Origin of the sequence: Microcoleus sp. Pol17C6 (assembly GCF_036701145.1) — a bacterium.
GTDB lineage: Bacteria > Cyanobacteriota > Cyanobacteriia > Cyanobacteriales > Microcoleaceae > Microcoleus.
Window position 1 is genome coordinate 39,387 of sequence record NZ_JAUBQH010000035.1, and the last position, 22,682, is coordinate 62,068.

The 22,682-nt window shown below is 44.9% G+C and carries 21 protein-coding genes; 9 read left to right on the plus strand and 12 right to left on the minus strand.

Features of this window, described 5'->3' with window-relative positions; genetic code table 11:
• Positions 1-160: 160 nt before the first annotated feature.
• Together QUA25_RS18120 and QUA25_RS18125 are read right to left on the minus strand one after the other, a co-directional pair.
• Positions 161-1,936 (minus strand): ATP-binding protein, encoded by a 1,776-nt coding sequence (locus tag QUA25_RS18120; RefSeq protein WP_333040198.1) that lies wholly within the window; start codon positions 1,934-1,936, stop codon positions 161-163.
• Between the two features lie 236 nt (positions 1,937-2,172).
• The gene (locus QUA25_RS18125; protein WP_333040200.1) at positions 2,173-2,298 is read right to left on the minus strand and encodes a hypothetical protein; all 126 of its coding nucleotides are present in this window, start codon (positions 2,296-2,298) and stop codon (positions 2,173-2,175) included.
• Positions 2,299-2,495: 197 nt separating this feature from the next.
• Here QUA25_RS18125 and QUA25_RS18130 point away from each other — a divergent pair, with 197 nt between their 5' ends.
• From QUA25_RS18130 to ureC, 7 genes are all read left to right on the plus strand, one after another.
• Positions 2,496-3,416, plus strand: coding sequence for a radical SAM protein (locus tag QUA25_RS18130; RefSeq protein ID WP_333040202.1), 921 nt, complete (start codon positions 2,496-2,498; stop codon positions 3,414-3,416).
• Positions 3,409-4,722 carry a photosystem II assembly protein gene (locus tag QUA25_RS18135; RefSeq protein WP_333040204.1) on the plus strand — a complete coding sequence of 438 codons (1,314 nt, stop codon included), beginning with the start codon at positions 3,409-3,411 and terminating at the stop codon, positions 4,720-4,722. The genes QUA25_RS18130 and QUA25_RS18135 overlap by 8 nt, the downstream gene beginning before the upstream one ends.
• A gap of 61 nt (positions 4,723-4,783) precedes the next feature.
• On the plus strand, positions 4,784-5,659 hold the full coding sequence (locus tag QUA25_RS18140) for an urease accessory protein UreD (RefSeq protein WP_333040208.1): 876 nt from the start codon (positions 4,784-4,786) through the stop codon (positions 5,657-5,659).
• A gap of 162 nt (positions 5,660-5,821) precedes the next feature.
• Positions 5,822-6,124 carry an urease subunit gamma gene (gene ureA / locus QUA25_RS18145; RefSeq protein WP_006635319.1) on the plus strand — a complete coding sequence of 101 codons (303 nt, stop codon included), beginning with the start codon at positions 5,822-5,824 and terminating at the stop codon, positions 6,122-6,124.
• A 33-nt stretch (positions 6,125-6,157) separates the two neighbouring features.
• On the plus strand, positions 6,158-6,475 hold the full coding sequence (locus tag QUA25_RS18150) for an urease subunit beta (RefSeq protein ID WP_333040218.1): 318 nt from the start codon (positions 6,158-6,160) through the stop codon (positions 6,473-6,475).
• A 332-nt stretch (positions 6,476-6,807) separates the two neighbouring features.
• On the plus strand, positions 6,808-7,935 hold the full coding sequence (locus QUA25_RS18155) for a glycosyltransferase family 61 protein (protein ID WP_333040220.1): 1,128 nt from the start codon (positions 6,808-6,810) through the stop codon (positions 7,933-7,935).
• A gap of 177 nt (positions 7,936-8,112) precedes the next feature.
• Positions 8,113-9,849, plus strand: a complete 1,737-nt coding sequence (gene ureC, locus QUA25_RS18160; RefSeq protein ID WP_333040222.1) for an urease subunit alpha — start codon at positions 8,113-8,115, stop codon at positions 9,847-9,849.
• Positions 9,850-10,081: 232 nt separating this feature from the next.
• Here the strand turns inward: ureC and QUA25_RS18165 are convergent, their stop codons facing one another.
• The 10 genes from QUA25_RS18165 to QUA25_RS18210 form a co-directional block, all read right to left on the minus strand.
• Positions 10,082-10,711, minus strand: a complete 630-nt coding sequence (locus tag QUA25_RS18165; RefSeq protein ID WP_333040225.1) for a hypothetical protein — start codon at positions 10,709-10,711, stop codon at positions 10,082-10,084.
• A gap of 255 nt (positions 10,712-10,966) precedes the next feature.
• Entirely contained in the window at positions 10,967-12,502 is a 1,536-nt protein-coding gene (locus QUA25_RS18170; protein WP_333040227.1) for a calcium-binding protein, read from the minus strand.
• A 368-nt stretch (positions 12,503-12,870) separates the two neighbouring features.
• On the minus strand, positions 12,871-13,203 hold the full coding sequence (gene crn3 / locus QUA25_RS18175) for a CRISPR-associated ring nuclease Crn3/Csx3 (protein ID WP_333040230.1): 333 nt from the start codon (positions 13,201-13,203) through the stop codon (positions 12,871-12,873).
• 43 nt (positions 13,204-13,246) lie between these two features.
• Positions 13,247-14,176 (minus strand): DUF192 domain-containing protein, encoded by a 930-nt coding sequence (locus QUA25_RS18180; protein ID WP_333040232.1) that lies wholly within the window; start codon positions 14,174-14,176, stop codon positions 13,247-13,249.
• A 19-nt stretch (positions 14,177-14,195) separates the two neighbouring features.
• Positions 14,196-15,926, minus strand: a complete 1,731-nt coding sequence (locus QUA25_RS18185) for an NAD+ synthase (protein ID WP_333040234.1) — start codon at positions 15,924-15,926, stop codon at positions 14,196-14,198.
• An 87-nt stretch (positions 15,927-16,013) separates the two neighbouring features.
• Entirely contained in the window at positions 16,014-16,307 is a 294-nt protein-coding gene (locus tag QUA25_RS18190; RefSeq protein WP_333040236.1) for an isochorismate lyase, read from the minus strand.
• A gap of 70 nt (positions 16,308-16,377) precedes the next feature.
• Positions 16,378-17,127, minus strand: coding sequence for an NrtR DNA-binding winged helix domain-containing protein (locus QUA25_RS18195; RefSeq protein WP_333040239.1), 750 nt, complete (start codon positions 17,125-17,127; stop codon positions 16,378-16,380).
• Positions 17,088-17,687, minus strand: a complete 600-nt coding sequence (locus tag QUA25_RS18200) for a nicotinate-nucleotide adenylyltransferase (protein WP_333040242.1) — start codon at positions 17,685-17,687, stop codon at positions 17,088-17,090. The genes QUA25_RS18195 and QUA25_RS18200 overlap by 40 nt, the downstream gene beginning before the upstream one ends.
• A 320-nt stretch (positions 17,688-18,007) precedes the next feature.
• Complete coding sequence (locus tag QUA25_RS18205; protein WP_333040243.1) at positions 18,008-19,411, minus strand: nicotinate phosphoribosyltransferase; 1,404 nt, start codon at positions 19,409-19,411, stop codon at positions 18,008-18,010.
• A 197-nt stretch (positions 19,412-19,608) separates the two neighbouring features.
• Positions 19,609-19,803, minus strand: coding sequence for a hypothetical protein (locus QUA25_RS18210; RefSeq protein ID WP_333040245.1), 195 nt, complete (start codon positions 19,801-19,803; stop codon positions 19,609-19,611).
• A 108-nt stretch (positions 19,804-19,911) separates the two neighbouring features.
• Here QUA25_RS18210 and QUA25_RS18215 point away from each other — a divergent pair, with 108 nt between their 5' ends.
• Both QUA25_RS18215 and QUA25_RS18220 read left to right on the plus strand, forming a co-directional pair.
• Positions 19,912-20,061, plus strand: a complete 150-nt coding sequence (locus tag QUA25_RS18215; protein ID WP_242722643.1) for an isochorismate synthase — start codon at positions 19,912-19,914, stop codon at positions 20,059-20,061.
• Positions 20,062-20,804: 743 nt separating this feature from the next.
• Entirely contained in the window at positions 20,805-22,592 is a 1,788-nt protein-coding gene (locus tag QUA25_RS18220) for an NHLP bacteriocin system secretion protein (RefSeq protein WP_333040247.1), read from the plus strand.
• The last annotated feature ends 90 nt before the right edge of the window (positions 22,593-22,682 follow it).

Consider the following 22,682-nt stretch of genomic DNA (forward strand, 5'->3'; position numbering starts at 1 on the left):
ATGGTTTTCTACTATGTCCAAAAGCGCCTCTCTCTATATCTGCCAAGTTCGCCTCCGACTTTTTACGTCGGGTCTTCAACTGGTTGAGCAAATCGGCTGGTTTGGGAAATTCTGCGACAGTCGGAAGCGATTTTTTATGTTCATCCCGTCCCGCGTGATATTACGCAGCAACTGGCAAAGTAATCACAAATTCCGTGCCCTGTCCTATTTGAGAATTTACCTCAATTTTGCCTTGATGCTTGGCAAGGATTTGATAGGAAATAGCCAATCCTAATCCAGTACCTTTGCCGATCGACTTTGTTGTGAAAAATGGGTCAAATATCTGTTGGGCACTGGCGGACGCAATTCCCGGCCCGTTATCCCGAATCTTGACCGTGACTGTATTGTCGGCTGTAATTTCCGTGCTAACCCAAATAGTTGGCGAATAGCCTTTGTCTTCCTTTTTCACCTCCTCCAGCGCATCTATTGCATTGCCGATCACGTTCATAAATACTTGATTGAGTTGGGCAGGATAGCACTCAAGCGCAGGCAACTTGCCGTATTGTTTAATAACTTGAATACCTTGTTTGAGCCGATGATTGAGAATTACGAGGGTGCTATCAATTCCTTCGTGAATGTCGGCTGATTTCATTTTTCCGTCGTCCGATCGCGAAAAATTCCGCATGGATACGACAATTTCGCGAATGCGATCGGCTCCCATTTTCATCGAAGAGAGGGTTTTTGGTAAATCTTCTCTGAGAAATTCGAGTTCAATGTCTTCGATGCGCTCTAGAATGGCATCTGGTGGGTTGGGATAATATTCTTGATAGAGAGTTACCAAACCTGCCAAATCTTCGATGTATTGGTTGGCATAGTCAATGTTGCCGCCGATGAAGTTGACAGGATTGTTGATTTCGTGGGCTATCCCTGCCACCATTTGACCGAGAGATGACATTTTTTCGGTTTGAATTAATTGGGATTGAGTTTGTTTTAGTTCTTGTGTATACTCGCTAACTCGCTGAATCAATTGATTGAAAGAGACAGCTAAAACTCCGATTTCGTCGTCGGTTGTGACTGGTACTTGCAGGTTAAAATTTGATTCGCGAGCAACTTGCTGAGCCACATTAGTGACGGTTTCGAGGGGTTGGGCGATCGCGCGGCTGGTTTTGTCCGCTAGGGTGGCGGCGATGAGTGCTGAAATTAGCATACTCCCGATAATAATTCGGTTTCGCAAACTTCCAGCTTCTTCTAATGCTTGGGTTCCTTGCTGTTTGTGAATTTCTACTGTAGAAATTAGGTCAGTTAAACTTTGAGCAAGGTTATCTAGTACGATCGCCTCTTGGCCGCTGCTAGTCCTCAACATTTGTAGTTGTGCGGACTCAATGCTGTTGGGTGGCAAGTTCCAAACATCCGCTTCTTTTAACTGCAATTTAATTAGCTTACCGTAGTAATCAATGACGAGGGCAGATTTCTTCAATATAGCGTGCAATGCTGCCTCTTCTGTTGCTAGTCTATCCGGATTTTCTCGTGCGAAAGATTCAATTTCTGAAATCAGGATTTTCGCCTGATGGATTTGCCCGAAAAACCGATCTTGTTCGTATTGTAGCGCCAGAGTGTTTCCCAAAACGACTGGCAATCTCGCCGCGTGCGATCGGGCTTCAAATACGGTATTTTGCAAATTTTGCAGCAGTTGCTGCTGCTGCTGGGCAACATTCACCTGAACTAAAGCTTGCTTGCGAAAGTAGTCTCCCAATCTCAGTCCCGCACCAGTTCCCAAAATCGCTATGCCGATAGCTAAAGCATAGCCATAGCTAATTTTTTGGCCGATCCGCAAATGGTTGCATTCTGCCTTTAGCCCAGTTAGATTAATAGTTGAAGTCGGTAACAAATGTTTTTGAGCATAGTGCTTTTGCTCTACCTTGCTATTTTTGGACTGACTGTGGGTAAATAATAACATGGGAAGTTCCTCCCAAACAAATCAGGAGTAATTGAGCGAAGAAAAGCAGAATGCACTTATGCTGAAGGCGGAAAGCTGTTTTGACTGTTTAATTTTGAATTTGGAAATCTTTAAGTCAAAACTTAACTCTTCCCCTATTATCTCTGTTTTTATACTAGAGTGTTTGTGATCTCTATCAACAATCTATGTGATTATACGCAAATTTACAAAACTTATGATTACAACGATTAGTATTTTTAGTCAGTTGGGAGACAAGGCCCAACTACGGGTTCTCCCCGTTTTTCTTTTTTTGCCAGTTCTAGGTTTAATTCCAGCACTTTTGCTAAAATATCGTCGCGGTCAGTAAATCCGTAAGCTTGCATTACTTGTCGAGGAAGCTTAGCATAAAGTTTATAAAGTAGAGTTGTTGGTTATTCAAAAAAATATTGTAAAGTTGAGTAATTCCCCACTGCTTTGCGGACATTTATTGAGTGCGGTACAGTGAAGTAGTAACCTCGAAGCGCGATCGCCTTTCTCATTCCTAAACGTTTGCCATTTTAATACGGTAGCAGGTTCAATCATGGTAAAGTCTCAGTATGAGGGATATTCCGCCGAAAAACACACCGTTTTACTCCGAGAAAACTTTGGAAGTGCCAAAGTGTATGCACAAAATGCACAGTCATTGCTTAACAAAGCTACTGGATTTATCAGTGCTTACGATTTCACACTGAATCCTTATCGCGGCTGTCAGTACGGATGCACCTATTGTTATGCTGCTGCTTTTAGCCCGAATGCACAGATGCGGCAGGATTGGGGAAATTGGGTAATTATCAAGCAAAATGCAGCGGAAATATTAAAAAGAGAGTTGCAAAGTTGGCATAAGAAAAACCCCGATAGACCGCCTAGCATTTACATGAGTAGTGTCACCGATCCGTATCAGCCAATTGAATCTAAAGAACAACTCACTAGACACTTGTTAGAAGTGATGGTTTCCTATCAACCGACGCTGGTTATCCAAACTCGCAGTCCTATGATAACTAGAGATATCGATATTTTACAGCAATTTCAGCGGTTGCGAGTTAACATGAGCATTCCCACTGGTAGCGAAAAAGTGAGGAAAGATTTTGAACCAAAATCGCCTAGTATTCCTGCAAGACTCAAAGCTATTGCAAAAATGAGATACAGCTTTCCTTACCGAGAAAATTGCGAAGTCAGATTTTCTATAACTATAACTCCACTACTCCCTACCTTACCGGAAGATGAAGCTGATTTTATTAACAAGCTGGAAGTGGCTGATCGGGTGGTAATTCAGAATTTTCATGCCAGCAACGCACGATCACTAATTGCCTCAACTCGCGAAGCAGCATTAGCTCTTAAACAAAAGTACGCTTGGTGGTACAATACCGAACAGCAGAGTTATCGCAAGTTTAAAAATAAACTAAAAGCGATGCTCCCGGAGGTTGAAATTAGGGAGGGTAAAGAGGGGTTTGGCTATGAATAACCCGCTAGCTAACTGGTGGCGTTCCCAAAAATTTAACGAAGCCGTTAAAAGTCAAAATAATCGACTTGCCAAACAACTGTTAAAAGAAATACAAAATTCTGGGGCAAAACTCTCATGGCAGCAGAAGCTATTTAAAGAGCGCCTACAGCTTGAAAAATTAGTGCAGCAAAAAAATGACCGCATCAAAGAAGGTGATCGGCGTTTAGAAGAATTACAAATGCAACTGGGCTTCGGGCAACTTGACGATTCGCTGGCGCGGATTGATCAATTAACCTTGTTTCCCGACACCAAGTTTATTGAATATATTGAAAATTCTTTCAAAATGACAGAATGCGATGCAAGTATGATTCAATGCACAGGCATTGACGACCAAGTATTTACTGAATTTGAACAACATTTGGCTGGGTTCATCAAGAACGATCTTAATAACTTGAGCCGTCAAAAAAATAATTTAGATTATTTACTGAGACAAGCTATTGACGATATACAGAAACTGAAAGAAGGACAAGATCCTCAATACAGCTTTGAGCTAAGCCCTCACATCTATTTAATGAGGTATTTCCTAGATAACGTCTATTGTACATATCTAGCTTGGTTTTTAATTTACAAGGCAGGGTTATTACCCACTACAGTTAATATTCTTGATATTGCTGCTGGGCCGGGTACAGTTGCTTACGGACTCGGTTTGTTGCTGCAAAGCAGTAGCAACTTTTTTTCAAGGCCCCCAATGCACATATCCTACTACTCTTTGGAACAGCAAAAAAATTTTCAATATCGCGGACTCCAGTTTTGGCGGCAGTACATGGAACCCCAGGCGATGAATGCTTACTTTCGGTTTGATACTTCTAGTATCTTTGATAGCGACCACCAATCTCAAAGACTGCCCAAAAAGTTCTTTGATTTTATTGTAATTTCTCACTGTTTTTTTAACGATGAGGAGAGAAGAGAAAAATCCCTTAAAATTTACCAGGATATATTTACACACAGCCTGAAGCATTCTGGTTACGCTTTGCTAATTATTCAAGAAAAGAAGTTGCTGATACCATACAATGTTCGTCGAGTTGATGATTGCCAACAGGAGCTACGTGTCGTACAACAATTTGTTTATGAGCTTGGTTTAAACTTGGTTTGGTATAAATATTTACGTTCAACCGATAGCAGGACATCTCATCCTAACTTTGGAAAGTTTGCTAGAGAAAATTTACCTGTTCAGAAATTTATCAGTCCACTTTTCCGCCAGCACTTTAAGTTACCTTATGACTTAAATTATTCAGTGGATGACTATGTGATTTTAGCAAAAAAATGATAAATCTACCTCTCAAAAAAATGCTAAAAGTTTCCCATTTAACATTTAATTAGAAAAATCTGTGATTCAAAACTCGACTGAAACACCTACAAATAACATTCAAACTGGATGGCACGGCAGCCTGGATTTAGTCTATGCCAACCGATCCGGTGCAACTCAAATCATTCACAGTCAAATGCAAGCGCCCCTTAAGGTGCAGCGCCCGTTTTATCCTGAAGGGAAAGAGATTTGTCACAGCGTCATCTTGCACACGGCTGGGGGAGTTGTCGGGGGCGATCGACTTTCCAGCCATTTTAACCTCCAACCCAACGCCCAAGCCTTGATTACCACGGCCGCCGCTGGTAAAATCTATCGCAGCAGCGGACTAGAATCACAACAAAATATTGACATTCAGCTAGATACTGGTGCTAATTTAGAATGGCTGCCACAGGAAACAATAGTTTTTGACGGCGCAATATATCGGCAAAATTTGCGGGTAGAATTAGCACCAACAGCAAGGATTTTACTGTGGGAAATTACCAGATTTGGACGCAGTGCTAGGGGCGAAAAGTTCTTGTCTGGAGAATGGCGATCGCACACCGAAGTCTGGCAACAAAACAGCCCTTTATGGATTGACAGACAATTGCTCAAAGGTGGAGAAAAAATGCTCGAAAGCCCTCACGGGCTCGGAGGAAAACCCGTAGTCGCCACCCTTGCTTGGGTAGGCAAACCCGTCACCACAGAGTTCGTGGGAAAAGTGCGAAATTTGCCATCTGAGGCAACAATTTATCCTGGTAATTCCACCGTCGGCGTCACTCGTATTCCTAACGGTTTGCTGTGCCGATATCGCGGTTCATCCACCACCGCAGCTAGAGACTGGTTTGTCAGCATTTGGCACTTGCTGCGCTTATCTTTTTCAGAACGCCCTTGCTGTTTGCCCAGAGTTTGGATAAAATAGGATGATCTTTGAGTTTCAATGTATAGTTCCCCTCCTAACTCGATTATTCATCTCTCTCTTCTCTGACTCTGCGTCCTCTGCGCCCTTTGCGGTTCAATCATTCACAAAAAACCGTAAAAGATATCATAATCAAATAATGCGATCGCACTTACAAGAATAAAAATGCAACTCACCCCCCAAGAAAAAGACAAACTGCTGATTTTCACCGCCGCCCTGGTAGCAGAGCGCCGGAAACAAAGAGGTTTAAAATTAAACTATCCAGAAGCACTAGCCTACATTTCCGCCGCCATTTTAGAAGGAGCAAGAGATGGCCTCACCGTCGCAGATTTAATGAGTTATGGAACAACTCTCCTGACGCGGGAAGATGTGATGGAAGGGATAGCAGAAATGGTGCATGAAGTTCAGGTTGAGGCGACTTTTCCCGACGGAACTAAGTTGGTAACAGTGCACGATCCGATCCGTTAAAAAATTAACCAGACAGACTCATAGGAGGAAAAGATGATTCCAGGAGAAATGATTGTTTCAGCAGGCGAAATAGAATTAAATGCGGCTCGCCAAACGGTGCGGTTGCTGGTAGGAAATAAAGGCGATCGACCCATTCAAATTGGTTCACACTATCACTTTTATGAGGCCAACGAAGCCTTAGAATTTAATCGAGAACAAGCAAAAGGAATGCGGTTGGATATCCCCGCAGGTACAGCAGTCAGGTTTGAACCGGGAGATGAAAGGGAAGTTCAATTAGTGCCGTTTGTTGGTAGTCGTCAAGTCTACGGCTTTAATGGAAAAGTGAACGGTCATCTGGATGCTGAAGTATGAAGCCAGAAGGTAGTTCACAATTGTTTAGTTTTGAATTTGAAACTTTTTAACTTAAAAGTCCCAGCAGTTTCAAAAAAAAATGCAACTGTAGGGAATTTCCACACTATGATAGTGATCAGTCATCCCCAATCCCCCATCGAAAATGGTATCAATTCCAGCCCTACGCCTGGAGAGTTCTCAAGTAATTTCAAAACTGTTTCTCTGCCTTCTGTATAAGTCCCTTCTGCCTTTATTTTGTTAGTTAAATCTCATACTTTTGAGCGAGTTAAAATCTGGCGTTTGGGGTATACCGTAGTTGTTAAAATTGCAAAGATATACAGCAAAAGTGCGTGATGAACCCAAAATTAGTTGACCAGATAAAACAGGCTTTGAAGCAGAGCTTGCTTGCAACATCAAGGCGTGTCTGGAGAACCCCGTTAGATCGGCGCACCAGCATCAAATTGTTAGATGACAGCATCGTTTATAAAAAGCAGCATGAACCCATCAATATACCCGCATTAACCTCGGTAAATAAAGTGCCTTCTCGGTTTTTTGCCACGGAAAAAACCGTGTCTTTTGACCCAGATTATGTTTGGAAGATTTCCCTGAATCAAAAAATAAATTCTCTAACTATTTGTACGTCTGGCAACACGCTTTTGAATAACAAGTTGCTTTTAGACTTGGATTTTCGGATTAGCGGTGCGGGCATTCTGGAATGGCCTTACAAACCTAACCAAATTACCTATCCGCTGGTAGTTGCTCCTTGGTCGCATTTGTGGTGTAGTTATTATGATTATGTGATTTTTGTGCTGGCTAAACTTTGTCGAATTGAGGAGGCTTTAGGTAAGGAAATTTGGCAAGAATCCAAAATTTGTTATCCTTTACGACATACAGATTTTGAGTTGGGCTTTATGACCAAACTCGGTATTCCTGAAAGTTCACTAATCGACACTAGGGCTAGAGATACGGGATATCATGCAGAAAGTCTGGTGGTGGGAAACAATCAAGACTGGTATTTTCCCAGTCCTTACGATATAGAGCTTTTGCGGAAAAAATTCTGTCTTAAGGAAAAAGTAAAGCCTTATAGAAAACTTTATCTGTCGAGAAGCGGCCGGCGCAAGGTTAAAAATGAAGTACAAGTGCGAGAGGTTTTGAAAGAATTTGATTTTGAAATTTTGGAAGATATCTCGCGCACTGTTGATGAACAAATTCGTCTGTTTGCAGAAGCGACGGTGGTTGTCGGCCCTCACGGGGCTGGTTTTACAAATTTGCTGTGGTGTCAGCCGGGAACGAAAGTATTGGAATTCTTTTATGGAGGGTACACTCCGCCATATTTCTATTACATTTGTCAGCTATTGGGAATAGAATACTCGCGTATGGTTGATGACAACAATGTAGCGGAAGATTGGAGTTTCATTGGCATGGATATGACGGTAGATGTGGAGATTTTGAAAAGGGAAATCCAGAAAATACTGGAGTAAATTTGCTCCTTCATAGCATTTGCGATTTTCGAGGGGCAGAATTGAGGACGATCGGGGTTTTAAAGCTTGCCTAATGTGGTATTTTTTTTACGGTTGCAGATTGAGGAACTCGGCACATACTATAATTCAAGTGGGTCTCAACTGGTAACTAAAAATTTATTAATATTAGGAGCGAGCATGAGTTACAGAATGGATCGCCGCGCCTACGCGGAAACCTTCGGGCCGACTGTGGGCGATCGCGTCCGGTTAGCCGATACAGAATTATTCATAGAAGTTGAAAAAGACTTCACAACCTACGGGGATGAAGTTAAATTTGGCGGTGGCAAAGTCATTCGCGACGGCATGGGACAGTCGCCTATTTCTAATGCAGACGGCGCTGTTGACACGGTGATTACTAATGCTTTAATATTAGACTGGTGGGGAATTGTTAAAGCAGATGTCGGCATTAAAGACGGCAAAATTGACAAAATTGGTAAAGCCGGAAATCCTTATATTCAAGATAGGGTAGATATTATTATCGGGCCTGGTACTGAAGTAATTGCGGGCGAAGGAATGATTCTCAGTGCTGGGGGAATTGACACTCACATTCACTTTATTTGTCCGCAGCAAATTGAAGTGGCGATCGCCTCTGGAATCACGACAATGATCGGCGGCGGCACTGGCCCTGCAACGGGTACAAACGCCACAACTTGCACTCCGGGGCCTTGGCATATGTACAGAATGCTGCAAGCTGCTGACGCTTTCCCCGTAAATCTAGGATTTTTAGGTAAAGGAAATAGCAGTCAACCGCAAGGATTAATTGAACAAATATTAGCCGGTGCAATGGGTTTGAAACTCCACGAAGATTGGGGAACTACACCAGCAACGATCGACACTTGTTTGAATGTAGCTGACGAGTACGATGTGCAAGTGGCAATTCACACAGATACTCTGAATGAAGCGGGATTTGTGGAAGCTACAATTGCCGCTTTCAAAAATCGTGCTATTCACACCTACCACACCGAAGGTGCTGGTGGCGGACACGCACCGGATATTATTAAAGTGTGCGGACAAGCTAATGTTTTGCCCTCGTCAACTAACCCGACTCGCCCTTACACTGTCAATACTTTAGAAGAACATTTAGATATGTTGATGGTTTGCCACCATTTGGATCGAGGCATTCCGGAAGATGTGGCTTTTGCTGAATCGAGAATTAGAAGGGAAACTATTGCTGCTGAGGATATTCTCCACGATTTAGGTGCGTTTAGCATGATTTCTTCTGATTCTCAGGCGATGGGAAGAGTGGGAGAGGTGATTATTCGGACTTGGCAAACGGCACATAAAATGAAAGTGCAGCGGGGACATTTACCCCCCCTAACTCCCCCTTACCAAGGGGGGGAAACAGAGGAAATTAACGATAATTTTCGGGTGAAGCGGTACATTGCAAAATATACAATTAATCCGGCAATCACTCACGGAATTAGTCAGTATGTCGGTTCGGTGGAAGAGGGAAAGTTGGCGGATTTATGTTTGTGGCGGCCGGCTTTTTTTGGGGTGAAACCGGAACTGGTAATTAAAGGAGGGGCGATCGCCTACGGGCAGATGGGAGATGCTAACGCCAGCATTCCGACGCCGCAGCCGGTGCATATGCGGCCGATGTTTGGCAGTTTTGGCGGGGCGATTGGGGCGACTTGTCTGACGTTTGTTTCCCAAGCTGCGCGCGATCGAGATATTGCCGCACAGCTCGGTTTGCAAAAGCCCACTGTAGCAGTTTCCGGCACACGACAAATTAGTAAAAGAGATATGAAACTCAACGATTATTTGCCACAAATGGAAGTCGATCCAGAAACTTATGAAGTTAGGGCGGATGGGGAATTGTTAACTTGCGAACCGGCAACAGTTTTGCCAATGGCGCAGCGGTACTTTTTGTTTTGACTGATATTTTGCACCATTGTCAGCAACAGGCAAGATGCCTGTTTCACAAAATATAAATTTTTTTGTGAAACAGGCATCTTGCCTGTTCATAAAAAGCTAATTGAGAATGGTGCAACCTATTAGTTTTAACCGATTATACAATCATGTAGGGGCGGGTTTTACCAACAATATTTGCCCAAAACCGACAATCTAAAAAACCCGCCCCCACCCAACGGCCAATCTTCATCTTACTTCATTCGGGATGTAATTTCCGGTTAGAAAAATTGATCGCTCGCACTATCAAACCCTGACACAAAAACCAAAAATAAAGTGCAATATTAATTCCGCTCAACAGCTTCGGTATTCCCTCCAGCAAGCTCGAAATTATCTCGTTTTTTAAAGGCAGCGCTTCTGCAAAAAAGGCAACAAATAACAAACCAACGCCACTCAGCAGTAAAGCATAGGGAGTCGAGCGAATTTGTCTCCGAAAAGCTAATCCGTATGCAATGGCCACCCCGGCGTAAAATATGACAATTGTCACTTTCGGGAAACCCGCACGTCCCAGATGAACGTGGGTGCGAAAAACTTCATTGAACAGAAAGCAACCTGCAAACAGTGCCGAATATAAAATAAATCGATTTTCGGGGCGCTCTGGTTGAATAATTCTCAGCAATCCAAAGGTAAAAGCGCACACCATTACCGATAAATAAAATAACATTTGAAACGCCAAAAAAAAGAAACCTGCACCCGGATACGTGGCAGAGCAAGGCGGCAAAAATAACCCTTTTACTGAAGAACCGAACAAACTCAGACACGCCGTCACTAGCCCCACTAGCACTAAAGTTAAACTATTGAACAACAATACAGTTCTGTAATTTGCCATAATTAATAACTAAAAGCCAACAACAGTATATTGCGCGTCAAACCATTTTTTGCTAGGGCTTGTGTACGGGGGTTCAGAAACCGGGTTTTTTACGAAAATACTGCGTTGTGACCCGCAAATTCGGTAAAAAATCCGGTTTCTCTGTCGGAGTGCATAAGTCCCGATCGCGTTCTTTGAGTAAAGGTGAAATATTCGGTAAAAGGACAAAGCGCCGTGCTGTGTTTCTACACTAGGCAATTGAGAATCGGCAGATATCTAAACAGAGAGGAAATCTTCAGGGCCGATGAGGTTCGGAGCAACGCCTATCAAAGAAGCTAAAACTTCACCGCTGCTGGCTACTCTAATTAATGTGCCGTCCGTTCCAGGGGAAATTGATAGCTGTCCGAAAGTCAAGCCATTGATTAATTGAATGGTATCTTGAGAGTTTGCGAAATCAGAGATGGTATCAACTCCCAATCCCCCACCTAAAACAAATACATCGTTGCCCACGCCACCGACTAGAATATCGTTGCCCAAACCGCCGTTGAGGGTGTCAAAACCTTTGCCCCCAGACAGGTTATCGCTGCCGTCGCCACCATTGATGATATCGTTGCCCCGCAAACCAGTCAGAACGTCATCGCCTGCCAAACCGTTGATGGTGTCGTTGCCGTTCGTGCCTGTCAGGTTGTCGTTGCCGTTCGTGCCGTTGATGGCGTTTGGAGAGTTATTGATGCCACCTGGAGTGCTGGTTAAGTCAACAACAAAGATGTCACCGCTATTGTTGGTATCCCCCGGCACGAGGTTGGTGGCATCAGAATAAAACGCCACAAACCGCCCGTCGGCTGAGATGGAGGGAGATAAGGAGTAGCGGTTCCCCCGATCGCCAGCCCCTGAAACAGAAACGAGAGTGGTGGTTTTGGCGAGCGTGTCGCGCACGAAGATGGCCTCGTCATAGTTGGTGTCTCCCGGCACGAGGTTGATGGCATCAGACGAAAACGCCACAAATCGTCCGTCTGCCGAGATGGATGGAGATCGGGAACCTGGGAAGAAATCGAAACCGATCGCCCGATCGCCGCTAGAACTGACTGAGACGAGGGTAGTGGTGTTGGCGAGCGTGTCGCGCACGAAGATGTCTTTCCTGTTGTTAGTGTCCCCCAGCACTAGGTTGTCGGCATCAGATTCAAACGCTACAAACCGCCCGTCGGCTGAGATGGAGGGGGAGTAGGAGTCGCGGTTCCCCCGATCGCCTGCTGAGTCAACAGAGACGCCGGTGGTGGTATTGGCGAGCGTGTCGCGCACGAAGATGTCGAAGTTATAGTTGTCCCCCGGCACGAGGTTGCTGGCATTAGAATAAAACGCCACAAACCTCCCGTCGGCTGAGATGGAGGGAGATAAGGAGTAGTTGTTCCCCCGATTGCCTGCTGAGTCAACAGAGACGAGGGTGGTGGTATTGGTTGACAAGTCGCGCGCGAAGATGGCCCGGTAAGAGTTAGTGTCCCCCGGCACGAGGTTGGTGGCATTAGATTCAAACGCCACAAACCTCCCGTCGGCTGAGATGGAGGGAGATAAGGAACTTGGGAAGAACCCCACACCGATCGCCCGATTACCTGCTGAGTCAACAGAGACGGGGGTGGTGGTATTGGTTGATAAGTCGCGCACGAAGATGTCGCCGCTACCGCTAGCGTCCGCCGGTACGAGGCTGGTGCCATATGCAAACGCGACCAACCGGCCGTCGGCGGAGATGGAGGAGCCGACTGATAAGCGGATCGCCTGATCGCCTGCTGAGTCTACAGAAACGCGATTAATGGTCATAAGTCCTCGCATTAAAAGTGCAAGTTTGATAAATTGACGAGTGTTCGATCGCCCGAAGCTTCTGACAAAACAGATTCGCGCGCTTGTAGGGCGATCGACTAATGTTTCTGAATAGACTTCTCCAAAAATTATATTATTGTGGCACAGGCATCCTGCCTGTTCAAGACTTGCTTTTCTGGAGCGGCATTCATAGCTGGATATTCTGGTGCACAATAGTTCGGACCATTCACTCAACACGCTCTAATTTAATCGCGACTCTCCTGGATTTGTGGTAAAAACAGTAGTTAGCGTGTCGCTAACCCAGGTAAAATGCCCCCACCAAAGCAAGTTTTATTTTTATTTATTATCACCTCAAACTCAGGAGAGTTTTAATCGCTCGGTAAACTCAATTTTAATACCTGTCCAACTGATACCTCGTGCTTGTGCGTCGCTACTACCACGGCACCTTCTAATCGCGGATCGTAACATCCAACCCAAGCCGCAGGATGACATTCGTGTACTAAATACCCGTACAGCCAAATTGCTCCTCTACCTTCAATGACAATTCCTTGGCTCAATTGAACGTCTTGAGGAAGTTTCAAACCTTGTAAATCATTTGGCGTGATGATACCGTCTTGAGTTGTAATACGCAATCGCAAATGTTGGTAAGCTAAACCGTCTTGAGTTTGATGAGGAATTATTTTTAATTCAATAGGATTCATTGGATGCACAAATGTTTAAGGCTGCGATAAAATCATATACCTTTTAGGGTAAATTGGGAATCCGATCGCCAACTTTGAGTCCCAATTGGGCCGCCCTTCCGCCTCTTAGTTCGATCACTCCGTCAACTGGAACATCCGGGCCGTAGTTGGGGCAGATTTCGCTCAAACACGGCGGTACGTTAGGAATTATCGCCTGCACTACGCCTTCCCGCAGAAAAACCATATCCAGCTCAATCAACACGTTTTTCATCCAAAAACGCACGTTTCGCGCGGGTTCTATCGGGAAAAACATTCCCCTGTCATCCGGTAATTCTGTCCGAAACATTAAACCTGTGGCTTGCTCTTGAGGAGTTTGCGCCACTTCCAGTCCGATCGCGCGATCGGCTATAATCGTGTTAACCGAAATTGGCAAAAGCTGACCCCTATCTAGTTGGCCAAACAGCGAAATAAAGTTGGATTCAGTCAGATTAGAATTTCCCGAAACAACTCCTAAATATTTGCCCGAATTTTTATCTTTCATAATAGTTTGGTTGTCGGAAACAGAAAGCTCTAAATCGCTAAACTTCATGCCTTCTGTCAAGACAATTTTATCATTGCCGTTGCCAAAATCAGTAATTATATCGGCTTCAGTAATAGTAGATGGGGCCGCGGTTTTTTCCATTACAAATAAATCCTCCCCCGCGCCTCCTGTCAAGATATCCCCGCCTTCGCCGCCTATTAGCAAATCGTTACCCCGATCGCAAAATATCCAATCGGAGTCTTGTCCTCCATAGATTGTATCGCTTCCCTGACCGCCAGACAGCGTATCAGCGCCTTCATTTCCGGCCAGCAAATCATTTTCCCGATCGCCAAAAATTCGGTCATTTCCCCCCAAACCTTGAATAGTATCATTACCCGCAAATCCTCTAATCGTATCGTTGCTGAGAGTTCCCAGGAGAAAATCGAAGCCGAAACTACCGTCGATGTTAACCATTTTGCGTTTAATGATGCGTTTAATAGAATGAAGATTTGGCGATCGGCATCCGCCAACCGGTACCAAAAGCTCGATCGCTAATTTTCAAACCAGGGGCTGCTTGCCGCCGTTTAAACTCCGCTTGCCTCACTAATTTTACTACACGTTTAACCACGGCTTCATCGTGTCCTGCAGCGACAATTTGTTGGACCGATTCGTGATTTTCTATCAACCGCTGCAAGATGTCATCCAAAACATCGTAATCCGGCAAAGAATCTTGGTCAACTTGTCCCGGTTTCAGTTCAGCACTCGGCGGCTTAGTAATAATATTAACCGGAATAATTTCCTTTGCCAAGTCAGCCTGATTTTTAATCTTCTCACTCCCAGAATTCAGCCACCTACAAAGCGAATACACGCGAGTTTTCGGCACATCAGAAATCACCGCCAATCCCCCATTCATATCGCCGTAGAGAGTGCAGTAACCCACCGCCATTTCCGACTTATTGCCAGTCGATAGCAGCAAATGTCCGAACTTATTAGAAATTGCCATCAACAGATTGCCTCGAATCCGCGATTGAATATTTTCCTCAGCAATCCCGAAAGTTGTGTTGACAAACAAATTGGCGAGAGTGCGATCGTAAGTTTTCATCAAATCGCCGATCGGCAATAGTTCGATCGCGATGCCCAGATTGCGGGCTAATTCCAAAGCATCATTAACCGAATGATCCGAACTGTAAGGAGAAGGCATCAGCACCCCTAGAACATTTTCGCGCCCGATCGCGCAACTGGCGATCGCCGCCACCAAAGCCGAATCTATCCCCCCACTCAAACCGAGTACAACCTTAGAAAAACCGCACTTGCGAACATAATCTCGTACTCCCAAAACCAAAGCAGCCCAAATTTCGGCATCTCCTTCTGCCGGATGAAAACTCAACGGCGCCGCCTCACTTCCTGCTGCATTTTGCTGATGGCTGCCAACTAAATCTTGTTTAGCTGCGTCATATTCCAGCACCGCAAAATCCGTTTCAAAAGAAGCTAATACCTGAATCAAATCACCCTTTCGATTCACAGCAAAACTGCTGCCGTCAAAAATAATATCGTCATTTCCCCCTACCTGATTAGCGTAAATAATCGGTATCGCGCAGCGGATGACGCTGTGCTGCAACATCGCCGATCGCACTCCCCGCTTCCCCGCACAGTAAGGCGATGCCGACAAATTCACCACTAAATCTACGCCCAATTTTGCCAGATCGGAAACAGGATCGCCCGCGTAACTGCGTTTACCCCAAAACTCTTCATTGTTCCACAAATCTTCACAAATTGTCACGCCAATTTTGACTTCGCCAATAGAAAAGTAATTGCTGTTTTCTCCAGGTTCAAAATATCTATCTTCATCAAATACATCATAAGTAGGCAACAAGCGTTTATGAAAAACTTGTTTGACGGCGCCATTTTGCAACAAAACAGCGCTATTAAACAATGATTTTCCGCCGAGTTTAACAGCCTTAGCATTAGGTAAGGCTGTGCCTACTATAACTGCCAACTTTCGTGGCAAAGCTTGCGCCAGTTGCTGCAACTGTGCACCTGCATCTGCAATGAAACTCGGATTAATTAACAAATCGCGCGGCGGATAACCGATCAGGGAAAGTTCCGGTGTTAGCAATAAGTTTGCGCCCTCAACCTCAGCTTTTTTCGCAGCCTCCAGAATTAGGTTGGAGTTGCCCAAGATATCACCAATAGTAGGATTGAGTTGTGCGATCGCAATTTTCATATCACCAAATCACTTAATAAATATTGCTAACAATCCGCCCGCGCGGACTCACTTTCCTATAGTCCTAGATTTGAATGTAGCGAAAACTTACTCAGATTTGTAATGTTTTAACTCTTCCTCAATATAATAATTTACCAAATCCCGGTAAATATTTTCCACCACATCAGGATTCAAACCCGATTCTTTAGCCCACTCGCGCCGCTGCTGTAACATAGCCTGAAAGCGATCCGACGATCGAACGCTAGCTTCACTCGTTTTGAACCTTGCTGCCGCGATGACGTATTGAAATCTCTTGCTCAAAGCATCGATCACTTCTCGATCGATGATATCAATTTCCTCCCGAACTTCGTGAATATTAGCGCATTCATCAGGGTCTTTCATCGTCTGCACTCCTTAATAGCTTCTATTCTAATGTTACTAAATTGATCCCAGAATGTCATCCAAGGAACAGCTAGATAAACACCAGTGGCTTATTTTTGAAAGGAGCAAAAGCGGCCGCATCAAAGCGGTACAAACTAGCAGGGCGGCCCGCCCCGCGCGAAACCTTAACACCGGTATCGCACAAAAAACCCAATTTCAACAATCGAGCTCTAAAATTAGAATAATCAGAAAAATTTTCCCCCAAAATAGTTGTATAAAGTTGATACAAATCGCTCAAAGTAAAAAGTTCCGGCAAAACTTCAAAAGCTACCGGACTGTATTCAAGTTTGTTACGCAGTCGCCGGTATCCGTATTCGAGAATTTGATTGTGATCGAAGGCCAGCTTAGGAACTTGTTGCACGGGATACCAAGCAATACCCCCGACACGGTGGCCGACACCCGCAACTACACTCCCAGCAATTAACTCAGCTTCCTCAAACCGAACCAAAGCAAAATAACTAACCGAAAGATAACGATCGCCCCTGGTAACTTCCCGAGGATCGCGCCCCGGTTCTCCGAAAGTATACAATTGCTCCAAATACAAATTTTTTACCCGAATTTTCTCAGACAAAATTCGGTAAGCCGCATTTTCAAGAGACTCGCCCTGACGCACCAAAGTACCGGGAAGACTCCAAGAATCGATAAACGGTTCGTCTTGCCGCATTACCAACAGCACCAACAAGCGGTTCTGCACGGTATCGACGGAAAAAATAACATTATCTACTCCTACTTTAAAGTCAGCTAATGAGCAACCCTCGCTCTTTTTTGTGCCTCGTGCCATGCGTACAAATGCTCCCTATGGATGTAATCTTCGATGGTCGGAGTCAGAGCTTCCCTGTCTCCTGTTTCCCGATAGGAAGTAGAAGAAACATTGGGAGCGCTCAAAGATGCGATCGCCACGTCTGCACCCAGGCGCCTCAACTGCCACAAATCTATTTGCTCTGACGGATAACCGGGTCGCGGTACTATCAGCAACTCGACTTTTTTTAACAATTCTTCAAATTTGTACCAGCGAGACAGTTGCCCCACCAAGTCGGAACCTATTACCAGCGTCAAATCTGCATTAGGCCACAGCAATCTTGCTTGTTCCACAGTTTCCACCGTCCTCGGACTGCTGAGTTCTGGATGCAAACAAAGATTGTGTCTGGGCGAATTAATTTCTTGAATCATTAACAGCAGCATTGCCGATCGGTGTTCTAGAGAAGTTTGGTGGGACTTAAAAGGATTGTCTGACGCCCAAACTGCTACCCAATCAAAATGTTGGGAAAGCCAACTCAGAATTGTTTTGTGTCCTGCTGTGGGCGGATCGGCACTGGTTCCAAAAAGAGCAATCTTCTGCATAGGTAATCGGTAATATCGTTAATAGTTAATGGGAAATTGGGAATGGGGAATTGAACTACATACTAATGACCAAAGCGTGTCAAATTAATATCAAACGTAGTTCCAGCCTGCTGTTTGATAATTAACCCCTCGATCCCCCCTAACCCCCCTTAAAAAGGGGGGAACTGGAGCGATCGAAGTCTCGCTTCAAAAAAGAGGGGACTGTCAGCTCTCAAAGTCCCCCTTCTTAAGGGGGATTTAGGGGGATCGAGGCTAAGCTAGAAACGAGATTTATCATGGATTTTAGTCTTAAGTTAACACCAATAACCACTGACTACTAACTAATGACTCTTTTTCGTTTTTTGGGTGAGACTCTGCAAATCTGTAGAAATTTCCACTGACGGCGAAATCGGGTTGTCAAGTTGGCGAGTTTCGGGTCGAAGACTGGCGACAGAAGCAGCAGTGCGTTTGGCGATCTCTTCCAAACTTTCCGGGTTCTGGACTCGTTTGCCATCCTTGACAACCAACTCCATTAATGGTAAGTAAGAATCGCAATTGTGAATAGTTTCTCCCGACAATCCCAAACAATCTCCGAGAATTTGCCCATTTTCAATATGTCTAAAAATTTGCTTTCTTCCTGGATATGTTACCTTGCCGCTTGCCTCTTTCATCACCGGAATTCCGTCAATTTCCACCAACTTATAAACACCGTTGACAGGGGAACCGCTGACCAACTTGGTTCCCAAACCGTAACCGTCAATGCAAGCACCGCTACTTTTTAATTTAGCAATTTCTCGATCGTCCAAATCGCCGCTAGCAAAAATTGGAACCCCAGGCAGGATCGATCGAACTTCCCGAGACAGCAGCGCCAAATCGCCCGAATCCAGCCGCACGCCTTCCAACTGCATTTCACCGCTGTTTACTCGATCAGCCAACATCCGCGCCGCCGCCACAGTATCATAAGTATCGATCAGGAGGGGCGCCCCCGGAAAATAGCGGTGAAAAGCTGCAAACGCCTGATTCTCGCTGCCTTCTAGAGCCGCCACAGCCATTACCAAAGCATGGGCGATCGTACCCACAGGCTTGCGGCCCAACTTCAAAGCAGCCAAAACATTAGAAGTTCCGTCGAATCCCGCAGCCAGGGCAGCCCTAGCGGCCCAAACAGCAGCTTGAGGCCCAAAAGCCCTGCGCGTCCCGAATTCAAGCAACTTAGCCTCCGGGCCCGCCACATCGCGCAGCCGCGCTGCCCGCGTCGCAATCAAAGTTTGATAATTTATGGCATTCAATAAATAAGTTTCCACTAACTGAGCCTGCCACAGAGGAGCCTCAATTCGCAGCAGAGGCTCGTTGGCAAACACCGCCGTCCCCTCCGGCACCGCCCAAACATCGCCAGTAAAGCGGGCTGTGGCGAGTAAAGTCCAAAATCGCTCCGGGGCGCCGGCAAAAATCCCAGTGGACTGCAAAGCCTGAATTTGCGCCGGCGAAAACCGAAATTTCTCCAAATAATCGAGAACTTGAGCCAAACCCATCGCGATCGCGTAGCCAAAACCCTCTGGCAGCCTGCGCGCGAATAATTCAAAACTCGCTGCCCGCCCGTCGAGCCCTTCCCCGACATAACAAGCGGCCATCGTTAGCTGGTAGAGATCGGTCAAAAGGCTGTAATCTGCTGAAGAAACCGTTAGTTCCCGGTCTTCTAAGATTTCTTCAAAACCTGTGAGCTGCAGGCTTTCTGTGGTAGTTTTCATAAAAAAAACCCCGAACAAACTTCTTTTTTTTAATTATAGTGACAAACACCATATCTTTTTGTAAATATTTGATAAAGATTGCAGATATTTGTCGGAAAAATTCGCTTATTATGCCCTTTAATAGCGGATTTCGGTTAATTTGTACATTAATATTATGGTAAAAGCAATATAAATACTGAATTTAACAAACTCAGGAATTAAGCACAAACACTCAAGCGTTCCCGGTTTTTTGCGAAAATATTTCCTTGCAGCCTTTGAATAGAGTTAGACAACCCGGTTTCTGAGCGTCGGGAGGGCGATCGCGACAGATTGAGTTGACCAAGGAAAAATCTACCAGCAAAAGGTCGATCGTCCAACAATGCGTAATTTCTTAAACCTTCAGCTTGCTTCAATGTTGCAGACCAATAAGTAATTCAAATAAATATTGCTAAACTCATCCACAGCCCAAAAATCAGAGTAATATTAAAAGTATCAGAACCCAGACAAGAGAGGCAGATTCTATGAATCTTTCTAAATCTTTGGCAAACGCGATGCGTTACGTCTCGGAAGCAGCGGTGCGGATTTTTAGCCCCAGCGATGACAACTATCCAAATAGTGGAGTTCAACCTTTTGAGGGTAAGCTTTCTAAAAGTTCTAAATCGAGAGACTGAACAGCCATTCAGGCATTTTCTAGCGAGTTCGGCACAGGCATTCAGTTTAACAGTCAACAGTTAACAATTAACGGTTGACTGTTAGCTTTTGACTTGTGACTGTGACTGTTAATAGTAATTGTAGGTGGGGTTTCTCTTCCTTCTACCCCACCTACAATTACCAATCACCAATTACACTGAAATTCCCAAATTTACAAAAAGCAGATTCAGTGTAGTAAGCTTTTGAAATAAAGATTTTTGCCCCCGGTTTACTGCGTATAAATTAGAGAAACACCAAGCAAATCAAGAGCATTTTGTTGCACTGGGGTTGGTTTAGTGAACTTATCAAAAATCAAACTATATAGCAATCCTTAGCAGCACATTTTAAGTTGCTACTTCGATACCTTAGAGTAATTCTACTCATTGACAAAAGTGTTTTTAACTTAACTGATGACCAATGTGTAGGCACTGGCTGCAGGCGATACCTAGCCGAAAGTTCGGGTCATTCCCCGTCTGAAGACTGGCTGTACGCTGGTCTTTTTGTTAGCTGAAAACTCTACTGTTAGTTAGGTCTTACGAGGGTTAATTGTCGTAAAGTGATTTTACAGGCAAGCTGCAAACAGGAGTGAGAAGATTCAAGTAATTGCACGGAAGCTTTGAACGTTTGTTGGGAAATTGTTTGTGCCTCAATTGACTTGCAAGGAATTTCCCCTTCAAATACACCCCTGCTGACAGCGCGATCGCACTCTCGAAAGGAATAGCTGATGCAGGTAAAACAAAACAAACTTTTCACTACTGAAGCGATCGATCGCTTATCTTCACCGGAACGCCTCGACGAAATGATGCAGGTGGTTAGTCCTCGATCGTGGCTGCCACTAACTGCAATTGGCTGTTTAGTTGCTGCTGCGGGCGTTTGGAGTGCGATCGGGCGAATTCCGCTGACTGTTTCCGGTCAAGGCGTGTTGCTTCTGCCCCGCCGAGTCGTGCAATTTCAAGCTGCTAGTTCCGGTCAATTGTTAAAGCTAAATATCAAGCCGGGAGATGTTGTTAAACGGGGTCAAGAAATCGGCAGAATTAATAAACTCGACCTCCAGCAGCAGCTAGAACAAGAAAAAGCCAAATTAGCCCAACTGCAAGGACAAAAGCAAGATACTAATAAGCTGCAAAAACAGCAGATGGCGCTGGAATTAAAAACCCTCGAACAGGAGCAAAAAGACCTTCAAGAAAGCTTGAATAGGGAGTCAGTTGCACCGATATTGCACCAGCAAAGTATGGCGGCATTAGAGCAAAAACGCCAAAGTTTGGAAGAAAGTTTGCGCCGAGAACAAATTGCCCCGATACTGCGGCAGCAAACTCTGACAGCATTAGCAGAAAAACGCCAAAGTTTGGAAGAAAGTTTGCGGCGAGAACAAGTTGCGCCGATATTGCGGCAGCAAACTCTGGCCGCGATCGCCAAAAAACGCGACAGTCTTTTGCAGCGAAAACAGCACATCACTTCTTTGGTGGAAACTTTACAGCAGCGGTTTGAAACTCGCCGCGTTCTTTACGAACAAGAGAGGGCGATCGGCGAGGATGTAATGCTGCAAGCGAGACAGGAATTTGCGGACTCTCAGATGCAACTGGCGGATATTGAAACGCAGTTAAAGGAACTCGACGTTCAGAAAACGAATAGCGATCGCGAATTCCTGCAAAATCTCAATAAAATTGACGACATCAAAAACACCCGGCAGCAACTCAAGGTTGAAGCTACCAATACCGAACGGGAGTACCTGCAAAATCTCAACCGCCTTAACGAAATTAAAAACAACCTCCAAGAACTTAAAGTTCAGAAAAGTAACGCCGAACGAGATTACCTGCAAAACCTCAACAAAATTGATGAAATAAAAACTAAGATTAAAGACATAGAAACCCAAGCGGTCAAACTAGCTCAACAAGACTTAGAGAAGTCGATCGCCCAAACAAATCAAATTCAGGAAGTTAAACGCAAGATTGCCCACTTACAGAATCAGTTGACCGCCGACAGCAAAATTACCAGCCAATATGACGGGCGCGTTTTAGAAGTTAGCGCCGTTGCAGGTCAAATGCTGAACATCGGTACAAGAATCGGGACAGTTGAATCTGAGAATTCTCGCGAAAAAATGGTCAGTCTTGTCTATTTTGCTGACAGAGACGGCAAGCAAATTAAACCGGGAATGACCGTACAAGTTACCCCTAGCGTCGTCAAGCGAGAACGCTACGGCGGCATTGTCGGCAAAGTAACCCAAGTTTCTCCTTTTCCGGTTACTAATCAAGATATGTCGGCAATTATCGGCAATGAAAATTTGGCTGACAGCATCGCAAAAAGCATCGCTGGCGGCGGTGCTCCCGTGCAAGTTTTTGTCGAATTGCAACAAGATCCGAACACTATCAGCGGTTACAAATGGTCTTCCTCGAACGGGCCTCCTCTCAAGATTTCCCCCGGTACTACGGCGCTAGTTCGGGTTCAAATCGGGCAGTTAGCGCCGATTTCTTACGTGATTCCCATTTTTAGGTCTTTGACTGGGGTTTACTAACAACTGACGCATGGGTAGTCAGAAACCGGGTTTTTTACCTAATCTGCTCGCCCTCACGAAGTATTTTCGTAAAAAAACCCGGTTTCTCGG